Below are 24325 nucleotides of genomic sequence, written 5' to 3'. Positions count from 1 at the left end.
TTTTCATCTATCCCTACATCCATCGAAATCTGGATCGCCATCAATCCTTTGTATAGAGTAAGCTTATCCTTTGACACAAAAAAGGCGCTTGTTCCAAAGAACGAAGCACCTTTTTCTTATCATTTTCACCAAACAGGTGTCAGCCTGCTTGATCGAGAGTTTTTTACGCTGATTGGATGATGTCGCCTTCTTTATTCTTTAGTTGTGGCTTCACCTTTTCGGTAACCACTTCCTCAGTAATTAGGCACTTCTCCACGTCCTCACGCGAAGGAAGCTCATACATCATATCCAGCATGATTTGTTCAATAATTGCACGTAGACCACGAGCACCAGTGTTACGCTTAATTGCTTCTTTTGCAATTTGAGTCAAAGCGCCTTCTGTAAACTCAAGCTCTACTCCATCTAGACTAAGTAGCTTTTGGTATTGTTTGATCAAAGCATTTTTTGGCTCTGTCAAAATTCGCACCAATGTCTCTTCATCTAATGGCTCAAGTGTTGCATGTACCGGCAATCGACCTACAAATTCCGGTATCAAACCGAATTTGAGCAGGTCTTCAGGCAATACGTATTTTAGGTATTCGCCTTGTTTTAAGTCGGATTTAACACCTTCCACCATTTCAGAACCAAAACCGATTACCTTTTTACCAATACGGCGCTTGATAATTTGCTCGATGCCGTCAAATGCACCACCGCAAATGAACAAGATATTGGAGGTATCAATTTGGATAAATTCCTGATGAGGATGCTTGCGCCCGCCTTGAGGTGGCACACTCGCTACTGTACCCTCTAGAATTTTCAACAATGCTTGTTGTACACCCTCACCTGATACATCGCGCGTGATAGAAGGGTTTTCAGATTTACGAGCAACTTTATCAATCTCGTCAATATAGATAATACCCTTCTCCGCTTTTTCTACATCATAATCAGCAGCTTGGATAAGCTTCAGCAAGATATTTTCAACATCTTCTCCAACATATCCAGCTTCAGTTAGCGATGTAGCATCAGCGATCGCAAACGGTACATTTAGGATACGGGCTAGCGTTTGAGCTAACAACGTTTTACCGCTACCTGTTGGTCCAATTAGTACGATATTGGATTTGGATAATTCCACATCCTCAATCTTCGCACCTGAATTGATTCGTTTGTAGTGATTATATACAGCAACAGCCAAGGATTTCTTAGCTTGATTTTGTCCAATAACATAATCATCTAGGATATTACGGATTTCCAATGGTTTTGGAATTTCCTTCATATCGATTTCTTCATCGGTCCCTAGCTCTTCTTGTACGATCTCATTGCAAAGCTCAATGCACTCATCACAAATGTAAACACCTGGACCAGCTACAAGCTTGCGTACCTGCTCTTGAGACTTTCCGCAGAACGAGCACTTTAATTGACCTTTATCGTCATTAAACTTGAACATGTTTTTCACCTCACGTCGATGATTTTTTCAGCCAAGCACAGGATGGCCCCTTAACGGCGTTCGATCACACTGTCAATTAACCCGTAGTTTTTCGCTTCCTCAGCAGACATGAAGTTATCGCGATCTGTATCGCGGTCAATCACTTCATAAGGTTGACCTGTTCTTTCTGCCAAAATCTCATTTAATTGACGCTTTGTTTTGATAATCCAGTCAGCGTGAATACGAATATCCTCCGCCTGACCACGAACACCACCCAGCGGTTGATGAATCATCACTTCACTGTTTGGCAATGCAAAACGTTTACCTTTCGCGCCTGCAGCCAAAAGTACCGCACCCATGCTGGCCGCCATGCCGATGCAAATCGTGGAAACGTCCGATTTGATATATTGCATGGTGTCATAAATCGCCATGCCAGCGGTTACAGAACCGCCTGGAGAATTTATGTATAGGCTAATGTCTTTTCCTGGCTCTTCAGATTCAAGGAATAACAATTGCGCTACTACTGCATTTGCTATTTCATCATCAATCTCACTTCCCAGAAATATGATACGGTCTTTTAACAGACGAGAATAAATATCGTACGCACGTTCTCCGCGGTTAGTTTGCTCTACGACCATAGGGATCAGCATAAGGGATGGCCTCCTTCACTAATTTCTGCTTTCTTTATCTGAGAAAACAAGGCACGAAAAAACGTTCGTGCCTTGCGCCCATATCTAAGGTTATGCAGTTTATTTGCTTTCTGCAACCAACAAATCTACAACTTTACGAGTCAAGATTTCGCGGTACAAACCAGCAAGCCCGTCTTGTGCAGCAAAGATTTTCTTAAGCTCGTCAGCAGGACGACCATACATCTTCGCATATTGCTCAAGCTCTTGATCCACATCTTCTTCTTTTGTTTCAAGGGTTTCTGTTTTCGCAATCGCTTCAAGAACCAATGCTGTGCGAACACGCAACACTGCATCCTTACGCATTTGATCGCGAAGAGCAGATTCGTCTGTACCAGAGAATTGGAAGTACAACTCTAGGTTCATACCTTGCATTTGTAGGCGTTGCTCAAATTCTTTAACCATTTGATCAAGCTCTGACTCTACCATAACATCTGGAATATCGATCTCAGCATTCTCTGTAGCTTTTAGAACCAATTGCTCACGGATGTAGTTTTTCTTTTCCGCTTCAGCTTTTTCTTCTAATTTAGCTTTCAGATCAGCTTTGTATTCTTCCAAAGTGTCAAATTCGCTTACATCTTTTGCAAACTCATCATCCAACTCAGGTAGGTTTTTACGTTTTAAGCTGTTCAATTTCACTTTGAACATAGCTTCTTTACCTGCAAGGTTTGGAGAGTGGTATTCTTCAGGGAAAGTAACCGTGATTTCTTTTTCCTCCCCGATTTTCATACCTACTACTTGCTCTTCAAAACCAGCGATGAATGTGCCAGTTCCAAGTTCCAAAGAGTAGTCTTCCGCTTTACCGCCTTCGAATGCAACTCCATCTTGGAATCCTTCGAAATCGATGTTTGCAGAGTCGCCGTTTTCAGCTGGGCCTTCTTCAACTGTTACCAATTCAGCGTGACGAGTTTGCATACGTTTTAGTTCTTCTGCAACTTGTTCTTCGCCTACAGTGAAATCCTTCTCTTCTACAGAAAGACCTTTGTAGTCGCCTAGTTTTACTTCAGGCTTTACAGTAACAGTTGCTTTGAACACCAATTTTTGACCAGCTTCCATTTGTTCTACGTCAACTTCTGGACGATCAACAGGCTCGATACCTGTTTCACGAACAGCTTGTCCGTATGCCTTTGGAAGAATGATGTCCAATGCATCTTGGTACAAAGACTCAACGCCGAAGCGATTTTCGAACATTTTGCGAGGCACTTTACCTTTACGGAATCCAGGTACGTTTACTTTTTTTACTACCTTTTTAAATGCTTCATCCAGAGCAAGGTTTACTTGATCGGCATCAACCTCTACCGTCAAAACCCCCTGGTTATTCTCTAACTTTTCCCATTTTGCTACCACTTAAACTTCCCCTCCTAGATTAAATCCAGAAAACATTGCCTCACCCACACAGAAACAATCTATGTCATTAAGAAGCAATTTACCTGCCATTATAACCATTTCAGTATATCACATAACAAATAAATTTCAAGAAATCACCGTCGCACCAAAAATTGACCACCACGTTCAGAAATTTCTTGTCCTTGTCGATCGTAGAAGCGCACCTGCACCTTAATATGGAAATCATCAGTACCTATTTGTTCCAGAACAGCGTATGTAGGAGTTCTAAAACCACGCGGCATCATCAAACTGCCTGGGTTAATGAACAAAATATCTCTCTCGGCTTCACATACTGGAAAATGAGAATGTCCAAACAACACAACGTTCGCTCCAACTTCTTCGGCACGATAGTGCAACTTCATAAGTGAGCTTTTAACATCGTACAAATGTCCATGTGTTTGGTAAATGATTAAATCTTTCCAGCGTGTAACCCGATCTTTAGCAACTGGCTCAAAATCACAGTTTCCTTGTACGAGTTGCATTTTTGAAAATGGCGCTTGCTTCTGGTCGACACAGAAGTCTCCACAATGCAAAATGAAATCTGCTGGGTGACGATCCACTACTTCTTGCACCTCTTTGATTTGCCCATGTGTATCGCTGATGATGAGAATGCTCACGCCTATCTCCCCTTCAGTTTTTCTAGCAAATCCTTCATCGCCATGGCGCGATGACTAATCGTGTTCTTCTGTTCTGGTGATAACTCAGCCATGGTGCATAATTGACTTGGTACAAAAAAGACTGGATCATAACCAAAGCCGTTCGAACCAGATGGAGCATGTGCGATAGCACCTTCGCAAGCCCCTGTCGCAATCACGGGCTCTTGTCCTGGTTCAACATAAGCGAGTGTACAACGGAATCGGGCTGTTCGCTCCTTCATCGGAACATCTGCCAGTTTGGTTAATAGTTTTTGATAGTTTTCTTCATCTGTAGCCTTTTCTCCTGCAAACCGTGCAGAATAAACTCCTGGAGCACCATGTAACGCATCTACCTCTAAACCAGAATCATCGCCGATTGCTGGTAATCCTAACACCTCTGAGATTGTTTTCGCTTTTTTGAGTGCATTGGCTTCAAAGGTTTCTCCATCTTCTTCTACCTCGGGTGCATCTGGAAATTCAGAAACACTAACTGCCTCCAGATTCAATACCTCAAACAATTTATTGAACTCGCGAACTTTTCCTTGATTTCTAGTGGCTAATACCACTTTTTTCTTTGCTGTTTGTTCACTCATGCTCGTCCCTCGCTTTCGTGATAAAAGCTACTTTACAATCCAATTTCTGTATTGCTTATGTATTACCCCACATTATAACGCAAGCATTGTAAAAATTCACCTTTCCTATGTAACCCTGGTAAATCTTAGACGTAGTTATCCTTTTTGATGTTTCATCCATGCCTTATTTTTACGTACATATCATGATAAAACCCGAACAACAGACATGTGAAGATGTCCGCTTTCGGGTTTTACCACCTATGTAGGCCTATTGAGAGCTAAAAAGTTACGCTTTACTATGAAGCTTCACTTCTCCTAGCACTTCTTTTTGTAGTCCGATGAGGTCTTGAATCCCTTTTTGTCCCAATGCCAGTAATTGCATTAGCTCCTCCATGCTGAAAGGAGATTCTTCCCCCGTCCCTTGCAGCTCTACATATTTGCCAGCGCCTGTCATAATAACATTCATATCAACAATTGCGGAAGAATCCTCTTTATAATTCAGGTCCAATACTGGTACTCCCTCTACTACACCTACGGAAGTAGCAGCTAAGAAATCCGTGATCGGTAATTCCTTCCATGTGCCAGCCGTTACTAATGTATTCATAGCATCCACCATCGCTACGAATGCACCCGTAATAGACGCAGTACGCGTACCTCCATCTGCTTGAATAACGTCACAATCCAACCAAATTGTACGCTCTCCCATCGCCTCTAATTTTACGACCGAACGAAGGGCGCGGCCAATCAGACGTTGAATCTCCATCGTACGTCCTCCGACCTTGCCTCTGGAGGATTCTCGGGCATTTCGTGTTTCTGTGGCACGCGGTAGCATAGAGTATTCAGCTGTAATCCAGCCTTTTCCACCGTTCCGCATAAACGGAGGTACTTTTTCTTCTAACGTCGCTGTACAAATTACCTTGGTATCGCCTACCTCAATCAAGCAAGAACCCTCTGCATGCTTAATGTAATTGCGGGTAATTTTAACGGGACGCAATTGATCGCTCGAACGTCCATCCAATCTCATAAAAGACCTCCTACATATTTTCAAATTCGTTATTATGTCGCTGTGCTTGTTTGCTGTTGTCTGTGGAATGATAACGTTTAATCACAAAGCCTTCAACTAGTATACCAAGGCACACCATGAACTGCTAGTTTTTCAACCTTATTCTTGCAAGGACGTGTTCATTTTATCAAAAAGCACCGCGAATCATACTAAATAACCACCTCTGAAGGCTGTAGACCATACAGACATGTACTATAAATAAACATCCACGCCCCTAGACGTGGATGTTAGCTTACAATTCGAAGGCATTAATTTGAACCGGTCTTGATACAGGCAGGTCAAATTTCATTGAACCTGCTTGAGTTAACGGTTTTCCCTCTACCTGAACCTGCACCTTCTTTATACCTGTATTCTCCGTTAAGGACAGCACGAGTGATTCCATCGCTTCAGGGTTTGCTTCTTTTCCCTTATCATACTTTAAAATATCGTTGCTTAAATTAACAACCACCGTATCTTTTTGTTGCTCAACGCCAAGTACCTTTGTAGTTCGCAGTAAGGAGCTAAATAATGGTGAGCCTTCTTTCGGCCCTTTTATCAGCTCTTCAACAACCGCTTTCGACATATCCTGCGTCTCTGGAATCAAACGTGTCACCGGAACAAAATAGGTTCGTTTATCATCTAGCTGACTTTGAAAATAAATCGTTACCGCAGAAGTTCTGCCAGGATGCGCCCCTTCAACCAGTTCCGTATTAATGCCCTGTTGACGGTTTAACAATGAGATAGGTGTACCGTTTGCCGGCATCTCGCTTAACGGTTGCCCGTTTACCCAAATCGCAATGTCCTTCACCGTATCAAATTCTGTCATAGAACGAGTAATTGCATCGAGAATTTTTTGTTCATCGGCCGCTTTATAATTTTTAAACTCAGATGAGAATTCTATTGTTGCTTTTCCTTCTTTAATAGACATCCCCAGAATTTTCGTACCTTCGGGTAACAGAGCCTCAAATCCCTGCGGCTTCAGCGTCTCCACAGGACCGCCCTTTACCATATAGCTTAGCACTTGTTTAGCGGGTCCTTCTGCTTTGGGTAAAATCAAGGAGACTGGGACGACAAAACCATTGGTATCTTGCAGATAAACTGTACGCTTTGTCGTTTGGGTAACCGCTTCCTGCGTCTCTTCTCCCGTCTGTTCTTCCGTTATCTGTAATGGATTAGGATCTGCACCTGTAATGGATGGAGTCTGTATAGGGGCACTCGTTTCTTTGGATGGACCAAACAGCCCGCATCCTGTCATGAGTATCGCACTCAGCCCAACAACCGCTGTCATTTTACCGATAGGTCTTTTTTTCATCCCATATCCTCCTCGTTGACACTTTGTACTACCATGTATACGAGCAGGGCTTGGGTTTATTCCTCCAGAGTAAAAGAAATCTCCAGTTTAAGCTGTCTTAGACTGTCCTCTCTTTAGAAGCAATGTTTATACTAATGATAATAATCGCAGCAAGTGACAGGATAACAGCCACTGCAAATGGAGCTTGTGGAGCAATCGCGTGACCAATTACTCCTGATAATAAGGGAGCTAGCGCTGCTCCTAGCCAGCGTACAAAGTTATACACGCCAGAAGTAATTGCTCGTTCATATGGAGAGATTTCCATAACATAGCTTGAATATAGAGCATTATTTAAACCAAGTACTAGGCCTGAGACGATAATCAGTATTATTTTAGCCGTACTGCTAGGAATAGCAAATAAGCCGAGTAAAATAACCACTAGAGCAAGTAATCCATAGCGTATCAACACTTTATAAGGAAGTCGCGCTTCTAGCTTATGGGAAAGAACCGCCGATCCATACGCCAGCATTAATCCCCATCCAAAAAACACAAAACCTAATTGGATAGCAGTTAAGTGTAAGATGAGTGGGGAGTATGCCAAAATAACAAAGAAACAATAATAATACAACATGCCAGACAAAGCACCTTGCATAAATGGCCTGAAGGTTAAGAGACTGAGAAGTTCTTTTAGACCCGCTGTTTGGCGTTCTTGTTTTTTGGATGGTTCATGAACAAAGAAAATGACAAGAAGCAATGCACAAAAAATAAAGAAAGAAGTAGCGAAAAAAGGATAATTCCATGCGAATCCACCTAAAAGTCCACCTACTAAGGGACCTCCTGCCATGCCTAGCCCAATCGCCGCTTCATACATTCCAACTGCGCCACTAACCTCATCAGATAGGGCAATCAATAACGTCATCGCTGTGGCAAAAAACATTGAGTTTCCCAATCCCCATCCTGCTCGAAACCAAGATAATCCTACAATGGATGAGGACATAGCGCATAGCAATGAAAAAACAGTAACTATCGCTAGCCCGATCAGCATTAATTTTTTATCCCCTAAACGCACAGCTAAAATACCGGATGGCAGCATCATAATCGCCATGGTAAATATATAAGCAGTAAATAACATCTCTACTTGCCAATGTGTCGCATGGATTTGTTCAGCAATGACTGGAAGAATAGGATCAACTACTCCTATTCCCATAAACGCAAAAAAAGTGGCTTGCACCGTAATGATCCGTGCACGTTTTCGATTATTTGGTTTAAGCTGCATCTTTACCATACACCCCTATTTTTTATCCTTGTTCCTGCATCAAGTTGCATATACATCTTTTATAGAATTTATGTTGTCTACTTGTCTTTCTGCCGGAGCTTCTCTATTTCGAGAAGCATATGCTGAAGGTCTTGACGAAAAGACTCCATACGTTTCATTTTTTCCGTTAACATATCCACCTGCTCCTCTAGAAGTGTATGGAGTCGATCAGCATGGATTGATGCTTGCACATCTTCATTTTCATACGCTCGCTCCATCTCTTCCTTTAAACTGATAAAATGTTGAAGCTCTGTTAAAGAAAAGCCGAGTACCTCGCGTGCCTCCAAAATTTTTTTGATATCACGTATATCGTCTGAGGAATACAGCCGAATTTTACCTTCCGTACGAATTGGGGGTTTAATTAAACCTATTTCCTCATAATAACGTAATGTTCGTTTCGTTACTCCAATCTGCTTGGTTACCTCGTCGATTTTAAAGAACGTCATGGTATCTCCTCCCTTCAAATGGTTTGATATACAACTATATTTAACAAGTAACAATTTACGTTAACGTAAGCTTTTTGTCAAGGGAGACAGAACTTTTTTAAAAAATACCTATAAAATAAAAAGTCAGTTCTCTGTATTTCAAGGAACTGACTCGTTACACGCACGGATTATAGCCTATCCATAATTTCTAAAATAAGGGGGGCCGCATGCTCAAGCACCTGCTGCTGTACATTCAACGGGCACTCTAGCCACTCTTCGCCAATTTGCTGGAATACCTGTTTACTGCCACTTGTATAAAACAAATGGTGCTTGGGCTCGATTTCTTGTTGCTCGTTCAATAGCCCCTGCATAGACAGCATTGCACTGAGTTCACGCGCCGTTTCTTCTGCAGAATTAATCAAGGTGATGCTATCTCCCATTGCCTCCTGAATGAGTGGGGCAAGCAAAGGATAATGGGTGCAGCCCAAAATCAATGTATCCAGTTCTTCATGGCGGAAAGGCTCTAAGGTCTTGGTTACGATTTGCCGGGCCTCTTCTGTATGTAGGCGCTGTTGTTCAACTAATGGAACAAACGCCGGACATGCCATGCCCACTGTGTACAGCTCTGGATTAATACGACTCATCGCTTGTAGGTAAGCCCCTGTACGAATCGTCATTTCTGTACCAATAACACCAATGCGCCCCGTGCGAGATGCCGAAATGGCGGCACGTGCTCCTGGTTCAATTACACCGATAACGGGCGAATTCATCCGTTCCTTCGCTTCATGCAACACCACCGATGCAGCCGTATTACAAGCGATTACCAGCGCCTTTAGTTGAAATTGAGAAACAAATTGAATCATTTGATTCGTATATGTGCGAATTTCTTCGGAATCGCGTGAACCGTATGGACAGCGGGCATTGTCGCCAAAATAGACAATCTTTTCACGCGGTAATTGCCGCATTACTTCTTTTACAACGGTCAATCCGCCTACTCCTGAATCTATAATCCCGATGGTTTCTTTTCCATTCATTGATGTTAGCTCCTTTGAAGTCAGAGTCCCTTTTTTACCATATGCTGTTCCCAGATCCTATGTAAAGACAAAGAGGATGAACCAGCTAAAAAATTTTGAACCTGTAGGCATTTATCATCATAAAGTATACAGCAGGAAAGTTGAAGGAGGAATTACCTTGAACCACCGAATACAGCATCTCCTAGATTGGAGCGAATGGGGTCGGCAATGGGTCGATTACCTGCGTCAAAATCCTCATTGTGCTGAAATGAAGCGGGATTTGCACAAATTCCATGTGGCCTTTAGCGAAGTAGGGCGCAAAGCCAACTATTACCAGGATAAAGAGGATCGCGAGGAACAAATTTCGAAATTAGCCTCCCAAGCTGAAGACATTCAGCGGCACTTCCATGAACTACTCCGTCTCGTCCAAAATCAAAAAACAGAGGAAGAGAACAAAGAGGAAGAAAAGCAAACCAACTCGAAAACAAGAGGTCGCTTTCAACGGCATCCTAGAGTAGAGCAACCCGCGACACCAGCTATCATTCCGGTGATGTCAGAAGCAAATTATTCTAATAAAGCCGTTCCGATTGGTGGTCATACCCTTCCACCCCTTCCCTATTCTTATGATGCATTAGAACCATACATTGATGAAGAAACAATGCGTATTCACCATGATATCCTGCATCGCAATTATGTGAACAACTTAAACAAGGCTGAAAAAATGATGGCTCAAGCTCGTGAAACAGGAAATTTTGAGCTGATTAAGTTCTGGGAAGGGGAGGCAGCCTTTAATGGTGCTGGGCACTACCTGCATACCATTTTTTGGTCTGTTATGCGTCCAGATGGCGGCGGTATGCCAACTGGAGAACTAGCTTCCCAAATTAATAGCTCTTTCGGTTCCTTTGATAAATTCAAGCAACATTTCTCACAAGCTGCTGAAAAAGTTGAAGGCGGTGGCTGGGCTATTCTTGTTTGGTCTCCGCGCTCCCACCGCTTGGAAATTTTACAAGCAGAAAAACACCAAAATTTATCGCAGTGGGATGTAGTTCCATTACTAGTCTTAGATGTATGGGAGCATGCCTACTTTCTTTCCTACCACAGCAATAGAGCTGATTATATCAAAGCATGGTGGAACGTCGTCAACTGGGAAGAGGTAGAAAATCGCTTCCGTCAAGCAAGCCGTCTACGCTGGAAACCATATTAACCTGTATGGCTGTACTCTACTGTCTATGATGATACTCCCCAGTCCTTGAGAAAAACATATCAAATGCATGAGAAATATATGACATATTCAAGATAATCAAGAAAATATGAGGATGATTCCTACCGAGTATGCAAAAAGAGCATGCGAGTGCGGATGACCCGCTTGCTCTTTTACCATCTTTCATTTTATTCTCGTAAAGTAGGGATAGATATCTGGAACCTAAAATGATTCTTTGTAGAGTAAGCAAGCTCTTCCGAATTGTTTTCTATCGTTCTTTTCTCCTGATTTGGTTTTCTTTTCGTTGATTTTTAGGTTTGGAAAAAGTAAAATTTGGCAAATATAGGAGCAAACAAAAAATTTTGTCCTTTGTTTTGTCCCTTTTCGAAAAAAAAGGTGATTTTTTAAGGGTTTCTCTGCTTTTTTACTGTTCTAATAACGGATTTTTTGGTATGATGAGTAGTAGTTTTTTAAAGAAAAGAGGTAAGAAAATGAACAAGACAGAATTGATTGCAAAAGTAGCTGAAACAGCTGAATTAACAAAAAAAGATGCTGGACAAGTGGTTGACGCCGTATTCGAAGCAATCACTGGCGCACTAAAAGGTGGAGAAAAAGTTCAATTGATGGGCTTTGGTACTTTTGAAGTACGCGAACGCGCTGCTCGTAAAGGACGCAATCCTCAATCTGGCGAAGAAATCGAAATCCCAGCAAGCAAGCTACCAGCTTTCAAAGCAGGTAAAGAACTAAAAGAAGCTGTTAAGTAATCATTCTTCCTACATAAGAAGAGACAAATAAGGCTAGCAAATGACCAAAGGTTGTTTGCTAGCCTTTTTCTAATGAAATAATAATCAAATTGCTACCTGCCGATGAAATGCCCATCTATACGCTATCCTCTATGTTCTGTGCCCGTTAATGTTCGTTACGAGCATTAGTTCCTTTTCCTTGACACCTATTCGGTCTGCATAGCCACACCATTCTTGTACGGTTCTAGGCGCTGTCCACGTTGCACGCTGCTCCTCATTTAAAAGTGGCTGGATACTTTCCCAGACACTATAGAGCAGAGGAACCCCAAGCTGCACTTGGCTTAAAAGCTCTCTCTGACAAAAAACCTCTTGAGGAGTTCCTTCTAAAAGAAGCGAACCTCTATGCATAATAAAGACCCAATCGGCCCAAGAGTAAGCAAGCTCCAAATCATGTGTAGACATAACAACGGTCGTACCCTGTTGATAAATTTGTTCCAATTGCGTCAGAAATAGCTGTGTATGATAGCTATCCAGATAAGCTGTTGGCTCATCAAGCAGGAGTAATTCCGGTTGCAATACAACAACTCCAGCTAGAGTGACTAGCTTTTTTTGTCCTAAACTTAACTGGTGTAATGGTAGGTGTAACCACTCTTTTATTTGAAAAGCTTCTGCTGTGGCCAATACACGCTCACGAACCTTATCAGTAGATAGGCCTTGATTACATAAGCCATAGGAGAGATCCTCAGCCACCGTAGCCGCCAATAATTGATGCTCTGGGTCCTGCATCACCAATCCTACTTTGCTGCGCAGCTCTTGTAAAAATCGGCGATCATAGCGGTATGGTTCTCCCTTGTAGTACAACTTTCCTTCTGTTGGGCGGTAAATACCATTTGCCTGCAAAAACAACGTAGATTTCCCTGAACCATTATGTCCGAGAAGTACGATCTTTTTACCTTTTGGGATACGTAAATTGATTTCCTTTAGAGCGAGGCTATTTGTCTTGTGTTCGTAGGCATAACTTACTTTTTCCAGACTGATCAAGGTTTCCACAAGAGCCACGCCCCTTCCTAGTAGTAAAGAAAACTTGGCGATTGCCAAGTCTCTCAGGTTATCGGTTCTTATCTCTTATAAAAGGGAGTGCCAAAAGATCAGTGCTACACAGCAAGCTCCCCCCATCGTAGCTTCGATGAGATAACGCTTTATATATCTCTCTTTTTCCATAGTAACCACTTGCAGATCTCCATCGAATCCACGCGCTAGCAGGCCATGGTTTAATTGCTGATACCGTTGCATACTTTTAGCAAACAACAAGCTGACTAGTCGGCCCATGTCCTTCAATTGGGCTGAAAAACTTCCATGCCCACCGCGTGCTTTTTGCGCAATCCATAAATCATGTGCCGTTTGGAAAAATACAAATAAAAATCGATACATCAACATAATAAGTTCAACAATGATGGGAGGCACTCGTAATGCGCGTAATACGTCAAGCAATTGAACTAAAGGGGTCGTTAGCAGCAAAAAAGCAAAACAAGCACTAGCACCCAATGTGCGGGTAAACAGCTTACCGATCACAAACAAATTACGTTGATCAATATAGACATACCAATCACCTATGGTAAGTAAATGCCAGCTCGATTCCAGCCCGATGCTGACTGAACCTGACAAGCGGTGTACGTCGATGAGCAGGGCAGGTGTACTGCTAATGAAAAACAAGCAGGCTACCCCGATAAACATAAGATAGCTACGCAAGGGAACACTGGCATACCCTACAATCCAGATACTCATCCAAATAAAAATGCCCATTTGGATTTCCATATCTGCACATAAAGCAAGAACAAGCATTCCTGCCGCAAAACCAGCTTTGAAACGAGCAGATACATCACGTAGTCGATTTTGATACGCTATTCGGTCTATCCAGAGATTCATTCTTGTACTTCGTGTGTCGCTTCATTTTTTTTGCGACCTTTAAAAAATCCAATTGCGTAACCAATCACACCCGCTCCAAAAGCTGCCTGAACTGCGAACAACAAGCTCTCTGTTTCAGAGCCTGGCACTTCCATTAACGGCTGAAACCATGGTTCATATTCTGGGGCCAGCTCCTGGATCGCTTCTTCCGCTTGGCCATCTGCTCCACCAAATTCAGAGTCCTTGATCAACATCAGTGGAATGACCGCGATCACTACCACAAGGGCAAGTAACAACAAGTTTTTCCATTTAGCTGCTCTTTTCATTATTTGGCACCTCCCCGCAAGCTAAGCAACATCTGCAATTCTTGACGGTTATACGCGCTAATCCAGTTCCAAACAACTACAGTAAGTAACCCCTCACAAATAGCTAACGGAATCTGGGTAACTGCAAAAATAGTTCCAAACTTCATGAACGCAGCAGCAAAACCACCAGAAGCCGCTGGAAAAGCTAATGCTAATTGAACAGATGTAGTGATATAAGTAGCTAAATCAGCCAAAGCAGCAGCAAAGAAAATGCTGACTCCTTGCTTTACCTGCATACCGCTTAGTAAACGATAAATCCCATAGCCTACAAACGGCCCTACAACTGCCATAGAAAAAGCATTGGCTCCTAATGTGGTTAATCCTCCATGGGCAAGTAAAATCGCTTGAAATAACAGAACGATACTACCTAAAACGCTCATAATTTGTGGTCCGAATAGCACTGCTCCAAGTCCTGTACCTGTAGGATGCGAGCTACTACCTGTAACAGACGGAATTTTAAGCGCCGACAATACAAAGCTGAACGCACCAGCCAACGCTAGTAACAGCTTCACTTGCGGTTTATCATTCGTCAAACGTATTAAAGAGCGAAGTCCCCAGACAAAAAATGGTACAAACACTACCCACCAAAAGATCGCCCATCCGAAAGGTAAAAAACCTTCTGCAATATGCATCGCGTAGGCACTTTCGGGCGAGTTCACTAGAAAATACAGAGCAAACACAGGAAGTAACCATAACAAACGACTACTTGCAATCCATTTCCGATTCATTTTCATCATCCTTTGGAAATTAATTAGTATCCTTCTTTTGAAACCATGCTTCAAGATGACTAATATTTAAGTGACTTTCCACGTGATGTGCTAATTGATCATAAGCTTTTTCGCGTCTCATCTGTTCGGTGACTACCTCTTCTGTAAAGATCGGTAACCCTTTTTCCTGACGTAACAGATTAATAAGCTGTCTGGTAAAATGTCGATTGTGGAAAATCCCATGCAGGTACGTTCCACTAGCTCTTCCATCTTTAGAAATGGCACCATCCTGTTTTCCATCCTGTAAGACAATGAAAGGAGAACCGGAGTGATCAGTCATAAAGGTCTCTCCTAGATGGATTTCATATCCTGTTACCTCAGTCAACGAATTCTGATTGTCCTTTGTTGGTTCCATCGTGTGCTCTTGCTGCTGGCCTGCTTTATCACTCGATAATCCCAGCATTTCCTGTGCCTTTGGATGTAGCTCTCCGGTGACCTGCACAGTTCGTTTCTCCTGGCAAAATGTGGTTTCAACAGGCAGAAAGCCTAGCCCAGCCCGCTCTTGTACTGTTCCGTCTCCTTCTACACCGTCAGGGTCGAGTAACTTCTCGCCCAGCATTTGAAAGCCTCCACAAATGCCAAACAATCTTGTACCTGAGCGATGCAACTGGCGCAGGGCATCTACAAGCCCTTCCTGTTCAAGCCATGCCAGGTCGTCCAAGGTATTTTTTGTACCTGGAATAATAACCAGATCAGGGTTTCCTAGCTCATGTCGGTTACGTACATATCGCACGCCTGTTTCTGGTTCATCAAACAACGGATCAAAATCAGTAAAGTTCGAAATACGTGGCAAACGAAGAATTGCAATATCAATAGGGAATTCAGCTAATTGGGGTTGTTTAAAGCGAAGTGATGACAGTGCTAGTGAATCCTCCGCCTCAATTTCAACAGCCATATAGGGCAAAACAGCCAAAACAGGTATTCCCGTTCTTTTTTCCAGCCATTCCACTCCATCGTCTAACAAATCGCGTCTTCCTCTGAATTTATTAATGATAAATCCCTTAATTCTTGCCCGTTCTTCATCATCGAGCAGCTCAAGTGTCCCTATAATAGAGGCAAATACTCCACCGCGTTCAATATCTGCCACTAAAATTACATCGGCATCCGCTAAATGAGCCATCCGCAAGTTAGCAATATCTCGATCTTTCAGATTTATCTCTGCTGGACTGCCTGCGCCCTCTAAAATGAGAACATCATACTCATTTTGTAGACGTTCTAAGGCTTCCTTTACAATTGGCATGGCTTGTTCTACATAACTTTCTCGATACTCTCTTGCATCCATATCAGCGTAACGCTTTCCATGTACAATGATTTCGGCAACCATATCCTGCTTTGGTTTTAACAGGATAGGATTCATGTCTGTAGTGGCTATTGTTCGTGCTGCTTCTGCCTGTACGCCCTGAGCACGTCCGATTTCCTTCCCATCTTTTGTTACATAGGAATTAAGCGCCATATTCTGTGATTTAAACGGTGCTACCCGATATCCTCGATTGGCAAAGATACGGCACAAAGCTGTACAAATTAAACTTTTCCCTACATCTGAGGCTGTGCCGACTACCATGATGGCTTTTCCTTGCATGTAAGCACTTCCTCTCTAAAATTCCAAACCTTTTACTGCTGGAATTCCTTCATTATAATAGTGCTTAGACGGCTCAATGGTAGAGACCAAATCTGCTAGTTCGATCAGTTCCGTTTTCGCACTGCGACCTGTGATTACCAAATGCATATTGGTTGGACGATTTTTGATCGCTTCTACTACCTCTGCTAGTGGTAGAACATCTTCAATCGGAAATGTAGAGATTGCTAACGCATTATTTAATTCATCTAATACTAATAAATCAATAGTTGGGTCGCTTAGTTTCTCTTTCGTCAATGACCATGCTTTTTTTAAAGCCTCACGATGTTCTTCTGGGGTTTTGGTCCAAGTAAATCCTATTCCTAGCTGTTGCATTTCCATTCCTAATTTACGCATGGACAATGACTCACCATAGGATCGCTGCGGGGACTTGATAAATTGTAAAAACGTCACCTTCATCCCCCGTCCCAAGGCGCGCAGACTAACACCCAATGCCGCTGTTGTTTTCCCTTTACCATCACCGGTATACATTAAAAACAAACCACGTCGCTCGGCTCTTTCTTTTGGACTGTCCTTTTGCTGTAATTCATCAAGAGATTCCACTGGAACCGCTACAGTAGATCCATTTTCATTTTGCTCTTGGCTGTGTGCCTGTCCTTGATTCACGTCATTTCGATGTGACATGCTTTGCTTCCCTCCTGATGATTCACTTTTAACCCTTGTACAGTAGGCAAGTTCTTTACAATGTAATAAAACTGAGTTAATGAAAAGCTTTGTTCACTGCTGATCTATGCGCTGCATACTCCCTGCATGAATCTAGCCAACGCTTAATCATTCCTGGCTGAGAAGCAAAATGCAAGTGTGTATAGCCGGCCAACAAGTTACCTTTGGCGTAGCCTTCCTTTTTCACGCCTCGCATTCCTTTTACCTGATAAGCATGATTCTCAGTAGTCTCCTCCGTTATTTTGGAGTAGTGGAACTCGTGCCCACGAGCAGTTTCACCTGCTAAAAGTAACAAAGAATCCCGTTCAGCTAGCGCTTCTCGATAACCCAGTGCAGCCAACTTCTGTTGCATCTCTACTTTATAAGGGATGGCGCCTACCATCTCATGCTGTTGTCCTGCACGATCTGTGATCGACTGGCATAGATACATGAACCCGCCACATTCTGCAAAAGTAGGTAATCCAGCTTCTATCATGCCATGCAAGGTTTGCCGTTCTTTTGTCCATTGCGACAAGCGTTCAGCAAATTCTTCAGGAAAACCGCCGCCAATATACAGTCCATCAGCATCCATAGGGGGAAGCTCCCCATGTAACGGGCTAAAATAACAGAGCTCGGCTCCATACGCTTCCAGTAGCTCTAAATTTTCCTGATAATAAAAGTTAAACGCTTCATCCTTTGCCACAGCTAATTTTACTGGGGATAGATCGGATGATGTAGGAGATGGACCAGCTAACAATTTTTCTGTAGGCTCTGCTAGGGCTGGTGCGCCATTTGCCAGTGCCAGTAATAGATCTAAATCAACTGTCTCTTCGATTTTCTCGGCTAACAGATCAAACCAAGGTTCCATCTCCCCGCGCTCAATCGCTGGAATTAGCCCAAGATGTCGTTCAGGCACTTTCAAGGAAGGATCATTAGGTAAATATCCAATAACGGGTACATTGCACATTTGCTCAACAGCCGCTTTTACTAGCTTAAAATGATTCGCGCTTCCACATCGGTTTGCAATGACACCGGCAATTTTTACAGATGGTTCCAATTCTTGAAATCCTTTGACAATCGCCGCCGCACTACGAGCCATAGCTTTGACATCAAGAACAAGGATGACCGGAGCCTGTAATAATAGACTTATTTCGGCTGTACTTCCTTGATTGCTAAGTGGATCTTTACCGTCGTAAAAACCCATGACCCCTTCAATCAAGCTGATATCCGCTGACTTGCTGCCACGCAGAAACACCTCATGCATGACTTGCGGCGGCATCATCCATGTATCGAGATTACGAGATATTCTGCCAGTTGCAGCCGTATGGTACGTAGGGTCAATGTAGTCAGGACCAACCTTAAACCCTTGAACCTGGAGCCCGCGCTTGCGCAAGGCCGCCATTAATCCGATCGATAATGTTGTTTTCCCTGCGCCGCTACTGGTTCCTCCCAATACGATTCGTGGACATTGATAAGTCTGTTCCTTACTCTCCATGTAAAATGCCTCCTCCGTTAACCAAAGCGATGGACAAGGTTACATTTCCGCTTTTTTGTTTCGCTAAGTGGGGAGCCTCTGCCTTAGCGGAACGTAATGCGGCAGGCTCACTGACACCATAGGCACCCGTAAATTTATACACTGTTTCCGAACGTTCTGTCATTGGCATCTCGTTTAATTGCTCTGGTGTATAGGCGATTAACTCCCAGCCATATTTCTGACAAACAGCTAAAAGTCCTTCTTCGTCCTGCTTTAATGTAATGGTTGCGATATTGCGTACGCTTTTAACCGAAAGACCCTGTTGCTCTAAGGTTTGTAAAATGACTTGTTCGATTTCCTCCGCAGATGTCCCACGATTGCAACCAATGCCAAGTACAATGGTTTTTGGACGATAGACGACTCCATTTTCTAAAAAGCGGGTCTGCTCTTCTGCTGTTAATACACGCGGCGTAATGACCAAAGCTGCCTGAAAGGTATCATTCCAAGCCTCGGCCATGGAATGATACACTTGAAAATGCCCCGGCAGTGGCTTATCTGGATAAGGCCACCAGCCGCTTTCCCCTGCTTCTTGAATAATAGCTACCTTTTCTTCATTGACCACACTAGCACTTACGGGAGTAACCTTTTCAAAGCTGTCTAACTCCCAGCCAAAGCCACGTCCAAACAAATCTACAGGAATCGTTTTTTGCACATCTGATGCCGTAGTAATCACTGGATTGGCATCTAGTAATCTCGCAATCTCACGAGTTAGCTCATTCGCTCCGCCTAGGTGTCCTGATAATACGCTGATGACATTCTCTCCTCGGTCATCTACGACTACAACACCTGGGTCTACTTTTTTATCCTGCAATACCGGAGCCATCATTCGGACAACAGCGCCGAGCGAGATGAAAAAGATGAGGCCGTTATATTTCTTAAAAAAATCAGCAAACAATAGACGTACAGAGCCTGTAAACGTACGAATATCTCGCTCTTGCTCATCTCCTACCATGAATTTTTCCATGTAATATAAATGTGAACCAGGTAATACCTGATGCAAGTGACGAGCTTTCTCCACCCCATGCTTGGTAATCGCAACTATAGCGTATGGTAGTTGCTCCGGATTTTGCACGATCTCGCTTGGGGTACGTCCAGCAGGTACGGTGGTATTTACCTCGACTCCTGTCTGCCTTCCTACTCCTGTACCCTCACTCATCCGTTAGTCACTCCTTTACGGAATCGATGCGTAAAGGTCTTATCATATAGCTTGGAGCGATGCTCAGAGGAGTCATGAAGCATTGGATCAAGTGCCCAGCCAGCTAAAATCATGGCATGACTACGAATTCCATTTGCCGCCATATCTTTGTCCAAATGTTCAAGCGTTGTACGGACAATTTTTTGATCCGGCCATGATGCTCTTTGTACAACAGCTACAGGAGTTTGTTCACTCCAGCCAGCTTCAACCAGCTCACGTACAACTTTTTTGGTCAGCGTAGCACTTAAATACAGTGCAATTGTACAGTGGTGACTAGCCAAATCCTTAAGCTGCTCTCGATCTGGTACAGGTGTGCGTCCCTCTGCTCGTGTTAAAATCAGTGTTTGTGTTAATTCAGGAACCGTTAACTCTGCTTGTAGTGCTGCCGCCGCTGCAAATACAGAACTTACTCCCGGAACGATGGTAAAGGAAACCTCCGCCTTTTTCATTAGCACCATTTGTTCCAAAATGGCTCCGTACACTGCCGGATCGCCTGTATGAACGCGAGCAACGCTTTTTCCCGCCCGAACTCGCTCAATCATGATTTCGACCATTTCATCAAGCGCAAGTCCCGCGCTTTTGATTACTTCTGCTTCGGGTTTAGCACGAGCAATTAATTCATCGTTTACTAAAGAGTCGGTATAAATTACTACATCTGCCTTTTGAAGAATGTTTAATCCTTTTACAGTGATTAGGTCTGGATCGCCTGGTCCTGCTCCTACAATATAAACCATAGGCTCAAGCCCTGTATTTGTCATTTGTTCGCTAGGTTTGTTCATGTCATTCATCCCTTCCGTACTACCATTAGTGTAAGATACTCAAGATCTTTCCCTTTTAACTGGCGAACGTCCTTCCAGATCGTCTCTTCACCGGATGTCACCTTGGTAATTACAGACGCACAGTCTGCCATACCTAGCTCCTCTAGCAAGCCAATCATCATATCTAACACCTTAGCTACTTTCAAGAAAATGACAGTATCATGATGCTCCAAAACTCTACGCATAGATTCTCGATCTTCCGTTGCCGGTATGATACCAACCTGCTCATCTCCATCAGCCAATGGAATGCCTAATTGGGCAGCCGCTCCCAGCACTGAGGAAATACCTGGAACTGATACCACTGGCACTTCTGGATGCAATTGATTCATTAGACGAGCCATATGAATAAACGTACTATATAAATTTGGATCTCCTTCTGTTACAAATACAACATTTTTACCTTGAGAAAGCTTCTCCCAAACCTGAGCTACTGTCTGAGCCCATTGTTTCTTTAGAACGCTTTCCTCTTTCGTCATCGGGAACACTAATCCTAACAGCTCTTTTGCAAGACCATCCGTATACTGCTCCACGATCGTTAGTGCATAGCTTTTGCCGCCTTTACGCTTTTTAGGATACGCGATGACATCCGCTTCCTTCATCAGACGAAACGCTTTGACTGTGATAAGCTCAGGGTCCCCAGGTCCAATTCCAATTCCATATAAAGTCCCAACAGAGGTATTCACCTGATTATTTGTCAGTGTATTTTCATGATTTTCAAGAGTTGTATTAGTCATGTTGCTCATCTTTATTCTCCTCCTTGGCTTTGTGTTTAGCAGTTATGATATAGACAGGATTTAACCCTTCAAGCCGGGTCAAATGCAAAATTGGTTTACTCCGCGACACCTGCAGCATTGTGACTGACACGTCAAAACCCGCCGCTTTGCAAGCCTGCATTGCATCTGCTAAATTTTCGATGGTAACAGCATTGATTACTACACGCCCACCTGGACGCAGGCGCTTAGCAAATAACTGGACTAGCTCTGTCAGTTCGCCACCGCTTCCTCCAACAAAGATCGCATCTGGATCAGGGAATTCATCCAATCCAACAGGGGCCTTCGCATGGATAAATGTTATATCCGTCCGAAACTTGTACATATTCGCGCGAGCATTTTCTAAATCTGGCTCATTCTTTTCTACAGCATACACAGCTCCTAAAGGGGCTAGTTTCGCTGCTTCGATCGCTACCGAACCAGTCGCTGTTCCGATATCCCAGACGATGCTATCAGGTTTTATCTGCAACTCAGCAAGGCTTGCTACCCGCACTTCTTTTTTCGTAATCAGTCCCTTATCTGGTTTACGTTGAGCAAACTCTTCATCAGGAATGCCCAAGGTCCAATTCACAGGTGAGGCATTCTCTTTTCTTTTGAGAATCATGACATTTAAAGGGTCGCACTCTGTCTCTGCCAATTCCACAAGCGTAAACCACCGACAACGTTCTTCTTTATTTCCTAACCGCTCCGCCACAAACGCTTCATATTCATCCATACCAAAACGCAGTAAATACTGAGCTACTTTTGCCGGAGTATTTTCCTTATCCGTTAATAGAGCCACCTTAGACCTGCCATTCATACGTTGTGCTAATCCAAGCATTGGACGACCGTGTACACTGTCAATATGAGCATCTTGCCAAGCTTCCTTCATTTTGCTAAAAGCAAGCTGTAAGCTGCTCAAATGCGGTACCACTTGCACGACATCACGACCGAGTTTGCGGGTGAGTAAACCTCCAATCCCATAAAACAATGGATCTCCAGAAGCAAGCACTGCAACCTCTTTACCTGCTGCTACCGCTTGTTTTATTTCGCCAATTGCCGCTAGCACACCACTTTTCAAAGCAAAGCGTTCACAGTCAAGGTCTGGGAAAAAGGCTAAATGTCGCTCTCCCCCTACCAGCAATTGCGCTTGTTTGATCAGTTCAATAGCTTGGGGAAATAAACCTTGAGCCCCGTCATCCCCGATCCCGATTATCGTTACCTGTGTCATCTACTACCGCCTTTCCCAACAGTTCGCCTTTCAATGTGGTGAGCACAGTTTCTATAACCATGCCTCCGCCGACGTGCTTATTGATTTGTTCGGAGCATTTGTATGCCAATAAGTTAAAAAAAGCGGAGTGTCCCGCTTGGCTCATGATTTCGCCCACCTGCATGGCCGTGTTGGCTCTCTGTATTTCTGCAATATGTTCTTCACTTGCACCGACTTCTCTGGCTACCTCCGCCAAAAATTCAAAATCAACAGAAGATCCCTTGGAATGCACCATCATTGCTCCTTGAGCAACCTTAGACAGTTTTCCCATCATTCCAACCATCGAAATATGGGTAAATCCTTGCTTTTTGCCAATAAGTGCACTAAAGCCCACGAAATCTCCCATTTGAATAAACGATTCTTCTGGCCAATCCGGATACAGTTCCATCGCTGTTTTTTCGCTGCGTCCACCTGTTGTAATGGCAATAGCTTGGCAGTTACTTGCCTTTGCTACTTGAATAGCTTGAGCTACCGATGCTTTGTAAGCAGCTGTTGAAAATGGTACGACCGTTCCTCGGGTCCCCAAAATGGAGATACCTCCAACGATTCCTAACCGTCCATTCAGCGTTTTCTTAGCAATCTCTTCTCCATTCGGCACTGAAATGACAACGCTGACTCCACGATCTTCTATTTCATATTGATCTAAAAGCTCTTGGACAACGCCCTTAATCATTTTTCGTGGAACAGGATTAATAGCTGCTTCACCTACCGGAATCGGCAATCCGGGCTTTGTAACTCTACCGACACCTATTCCGCCATCCAAATGAATTCCGCTATCTGCACGCCAAGAAACACGTGACAAAATTAGGGCCTTATGGGTGGCATCTGGATCATCTCCACCATCCTTGATGATACCAGTCTCCACCCAATTTTCTCCTCGTTCCTGAGATACCATTTGAAACGTGACCCGATCCTTATTAGGCAAAAGAATTTCCACCTCCGAAACTTCTTCCCCGCTAAGTAAGGCTAGCAGGGAAGCTTTCGTGGCGGCGGTAGCGTTGGAACCTGTTGTATATCCGTGACGAAGTGGCTTCTCATTTTCTGCCTCCGCTACCTTTGCATTAGTCATGCACGCTCGCTCCGTTCTGTTGCTAGAATGGACAACGCATTAACCGCGGCCACAGCAACTGGGCTACCGCCTTTGCGATCCAAGTTCGTGATAAATGGAATATCTAACTTCGCTAATTCCTCTTTGGATTCAGCTGCAGATACAAATCCAACTGGTACGCCAATAACCAATGAAGGGTTGGCCTTACCCTCTTTCACAAGACGAATCAATTCAAGCAGAGCAGTAGGAGCATTCCCAATCGCGTAGATACCACCTTTAATTTGGCTCGTAGCTTTGCGAATAGAGATAATAGCACGAGTTGTATTCTCGGCTTTCGCTTTTTCCATGACATCAGCATCAGAAATATAAACATGCACATCTCCACCAAACGCCTTTAGACGTGGCTTACTGATGCCTACTTGAACCATTTGAACATCTGCAATAATTGGTTCACCAGCTTGAATAGCGCGAATGCCCGCTTCTACTGCATCAGGATGAAACTTCATGCTACGCCCTAAATCAAAGTCGGCTGTTGCGTGGATAACGCGTTGCACCACACGATACTGATCATCCGTAAAAGGATGTGGACCTAGCTCCTCTGTAATCATTTCAAAACTTTTTGATTCAATTTCTTGTGGTTGAATCGTTAGTGGTTTAAACTCCGTATGAAATTGCGATGACATAT

25 protein-coding genes are annotated in these 24325 nt (G+C 43.5%); 2 read left to right on the top strand and 23 right to left on the bottom strand.

What is annotated here, in order from left to right; genetic code table 11:
• Nucleotides 1–163: 163 nt before the first annotated feature.
• From clpX to racE, 10 genes are all read right to left on the bottom strand, one after another.
• A complete protein-coding gene (gene clpX, locus AYJ08_RS11375) occupies nucleotides 164–1423 on the bottom strand; it encodes an ATP-dependent protease ATP-binding subunit ClpX (protein WP_064017814.1) in 1260 nt (419 codons plus the stop codon).
• 50 nt (nucleotides 1424–1473) lie between these two features.
• A complete protein-coding gene (gene clpP / locus AYJ08_RS11370; RefSeq protein ID WP_031410725.1) occupies nucleotides 1474–2052 on the bottom strand; it encodes an ATP-dependent Clp endopeptidase proteolytic subunit ClpP in 579 nt (192 codons plus the stop codon).
• A 99-nt stretch (nucleotides 2053–2151) separates the two neighbouring features.
• Nucleotides 2152–3435 carry a trigger factor gene (gene tig, locus AYJ08_RS11365; RefSeq protein WP_064017813.1) on the bottom strand — a complete coding sequence of 428 codons (1284 nt, stop codon included), beginning with the start codon at nucleotides 3433–3435 and terminating at the stop codon, nucleotides 2152–2154.
• Between the two features lie 134 nt (nucleotides 3436–3569).
• A complete protein-coding gene (locus tag AYJ08_RS11360; protein WP_064017812.1) occupies nucleotides 3570–4091 on the bottom strand; it encodes a metallophosphoesterase family protein in 522 nt (173 codons plus the stop codon).
• A 2-nt stretch (nucleotides 4092–4093) separates the two neighbouring features.
• Nucleotides 4094–4702: an XTP/dITP diphosphatase gene (locus tag AYJ08_RS11355; protein ID WP_031410731.1), complete on the bottom strand. Its 609-nt coding sequence runs from the start codon at nucleotides 4700–4702 to the stop codon at nucleotides 4094–4096.
• A 265-nt stretch (nucleotides 4703–4967) separates the two neighbouring features.
• Entirely contained in the window at nucleotides 4968–5705 is a 738-nt protein-coding gene (rph, locus tag AYJ08_RS11350) for a ribonuclease PH (RefSeq protein ID WP_064017811.1), read from the bottom strand.
• Nucleotides 5706–5976: 271 nt separating this feature from the next.
• Nucleotides 5977–7035 carry a GerMN domain-containing protein gene (locus AYJ08_RS11345; RefSeq protein WP_064017810.1) on the bottom strand — a complete coding sequence of 353 codons (1059 nt, stop codon included), beginning with the start codon at nucleotides 7033–7035 and terminating at the stop codon, nucleotides 5977–5979.
• Between the two features lie 97 nt (nucleotides 7036–7132).
• Entirely contained in the window at nucleotides 7133–8290 is a 1158-nt protein-coding gene (locus tag AYJ08_RS11340) for an MFS transporter (RefSeq protein ID WP_064017809.1), read from the bottom strand.
• Between the two features lie 77 nt (nucleotides 8291–8367).
• A complete protein-coding gene (locus AYJ08_RS11335; RefSeq protein ID WP_064017808.1) occupies nucleotides 8368–8775 on the bottom strand; it encodes a MerR family transcriptional regulator in 408 nt (135 codons plus the stop codon).
• 167 nt (nucleotides 8776–8942) lie between these two features.
• A complete protein-coding gene (racE, locus tag AYJ08_RS11330) occupies nucleotides 8943–9788 on the bottom strand; it encodes a glutamate racemase (RefSeq protein WP_064017807.1) in 846 nt (281 codons plus the stop codon).
• 157 nt (nucleotides 9789–9945) lie between these two features.
• Here racE and AYJ08_RS11325 point away from each other — a divergent pair, with 157 nt between their 5' ends.
• Nucleotides 9946–10971, top strand: coding sequence for a superoxide dismutase (locus tag AYJ08_RS11325; RefSeq protein WP_064017831.1), 1026 nt, complete (start codon nucleotides 9946–9948; stop codon nucleotides 10969–10971).
• A 488-nt stretch (nucleotides 10972–11459) separates the two neighbouring features.
• Complete coding sequence (locus AYJ08_RS11320; RefSeq protein WP_003338869.1) at nucleotides 11460–11732, top strand: HU family DNA-binding protein; 273 nt, start codon at nucleotides 11460–11462, stop codon at nucleotides 11730–11732.
• A gap of 129 nt (nucleotides 11733–11861) precedes the next feature.
• Here AYJ08_RS11320 and AYJ08_RS11315 read toward each other — a convergent pair whose 3' ends face one another.
• From AYJ08_RS11315 to AYJ08_RS11255, 13 genes are all read right to left on the bottom strand, one after another.
• The gene (locus AYJ08_RS11315) at nucleotides 11862–12761 is read right to left on the bottom strand and encodes an energy-coupling factor ABC transporter ATP-binding protein (protein WP_064017830.1); all 900 of its coding nucleotides are present in this window, start codon (nucleotides 12759–12761) and stop codon (nucleotides 11862–11864) included.
• 75 nt (nucleotides 12762–12836) lie between these two features.
• Nucleotides 12837–13637 carry a cobalt ECF transporter T component CbiQ gene (gene cbiQ, locus AYJ08_RS11310; RefSeq protein WP_064017806.1) on the bottom strand — a complete coding sequence of 267 codons (801 nt, stop codon included), beginning with the start codon at nucleotides 13635–13637 and terminating at the stop codon, nucleotides 12837–12839.
• Complete coding sequence (locus tag AYJ08_RS11305; protein ID WP_064017805.1) at nucleotides 13634–13942, bottom strand: energy-coupling factor ABC transporter substrate-binding protein; 309 nt, start codon at nucleotides 13940–13942, stop codon at nucleotides 13634–13636. Before AYJ08_RS11305 ends, cbiQ begins: the two co-directional genes overlap by 4 nt.
• Entirely contained in the window at nucleotides 13942–14709 is a 768-nt protein-coding gene (locus AYJ08_RS11300) for an energy-coupling factor ABC transporter permease (protein WP_031410751.1), read from the bottom strand. The genes AYJ08_RS11305 and AYJ08_RS11300 overlap by 1 nt, the downstream gene beginning before the upstream one ends.
• A 19-nt stretch (nucleotides 14710–14728) precedes the next feature.
• Nucleotides 14729–16327, bottom strand: a complete 1599-nt coding sequence (locus AYJ08_RS11295; RefSeq protein ID WP_064017804.1) for a cobyric acid synthase — start codon at nucleotides 16325–16327, stop codon at nucleotides 14729–14731.
• A gap of 15 nt (nucleotides 16328–16342) precedes the next feature.
• Nucleotides 16343–17008, bottom strand: coding sequence for a cob(I)yrinic acid a,c-diamide adenosyltransferase (locus AYJ08_RS11290; protein ID WP_064017803.1), 666 nt, complete (start codon nucleotides 17006–17008; stop codon nucleotides 16343–16345).
• A gap of 76 nt (nucleotides 17009–17084) precedes the next feature.
• Nucleotides 17085–18521: a cobyrinic acid a,c-diamide synthase CobB gene (locus AYJ08_RS11285; RefSeq protein WP_064017802.1), complete on the bottom strand. Its 1437-nt coding sequence runs from the start codon at nucleotides 18519–18521 to the stop codon at nucleotides 17085–17087.
• Complete coding sequence (locus AYJ08_RS11280) at nucleotides 18511–19716, bottom strand: cobalt-precorrin 5A hydrolase (RefSeq protein WP_064017801.1); 1206 nt, start codon at nucleotides 19714–19716, stop codon at nucleotides 18511–18513. Before AYJ08_RS11280 ends, AYJ08_RS11285 begins: the two co-directional genes overlap by 11 nt.
• A complete protein-coding gene (gene cobM / locus AYJ08_RS11275; RefSeq protein ID WP_064017800.1) occupies nucleotides 19713–20534 on the bottom strand; it encodes a precorrin-4 C(11)-methyltransferase in 822 nt (273 codons plus the stop codon). The genes AYJ08_RS11280 and cobM overlap by 4 nt, the downstream gene beginning before the upstream one ends.
• A gap of 5 nt (nucleotides 20535–20539) precedes the next feature.
• Nucleotides 20540–21256, bottom strand: coding sequence for a precorrin-2 C(20)-methyltransferase (cobI, locus tag AYJ08_RS11270; protein WP_197490627.1), 717 nt, complete (start codon nucleotides 21254–21256; stop codon nucleotides 20540–20542).
• A 43-nt stretch (nucleotides 21257–21299) separates the two neighbouring features.
• Nucleotides 21300–22553 (bottom strand): bifunctional cobalt-precorrin-7 (C(5))-methyltransferase/cobalt-precorrin-6B (C(15))-methyltransferase, encoded by a 1254-nt coding sequence (locus tag AYJ08_RS11265; protein WP_064017799.1) that lies wholly within the window; start codon nucleotides 22551–22553, stop codon nucleotides 21300–21302.
• Complete coding sequence (locus AYJ08_RS11260; RefSeq protein ID WP_064017798.1) at nucleotides 22519–23661, bottom strand: cobalt-precorrin-5B (C(1))-methyltransferase; 1143 nt, start codon at nucleotides 23659–23661, stop codon at nucleotides 22519–22521. Before AYJ08_RS11260 ends, AYJ08_RS11265 begins: the two co-directional genes overlap by 35 nt.
• The gene (locus AYJ08_RS11255; protein ID WP_031410760.1) at nucleotides 23658–24323 is read right to left on the bottom strand and encodes a precorrin-8X methylmutase; all 666 of its coding nucleotides are present in this window, start codon (nucleotides 24321–24323) and stop codon (nucleotides 23658–23660) included. Before AYJ08_RS11255 ends, AYJ08_RS11260 begins: the two co-directional genes overlap by 4 nt.
• Nucleotides 24324–24325 lie beyond the last annotated feature (2 nt).

The sequence above is a fragment of the Brevibacillus sp. SKDU10 genome (assembly GCF_001645205.1).
In the GTDB taxonomy this organism is placed as follows: Bacteria; Bacillota; Bacilli; order Brevibacillales; family Brevibacillaceae; genus Brevibacillus_B; species Brevibacillus_B halotolerans.
The sequence above is the reverse complement of the archived record's forward strand: the minus strand, read 5'-3'. Positions and strand labels throughout refer to the sequence as shown.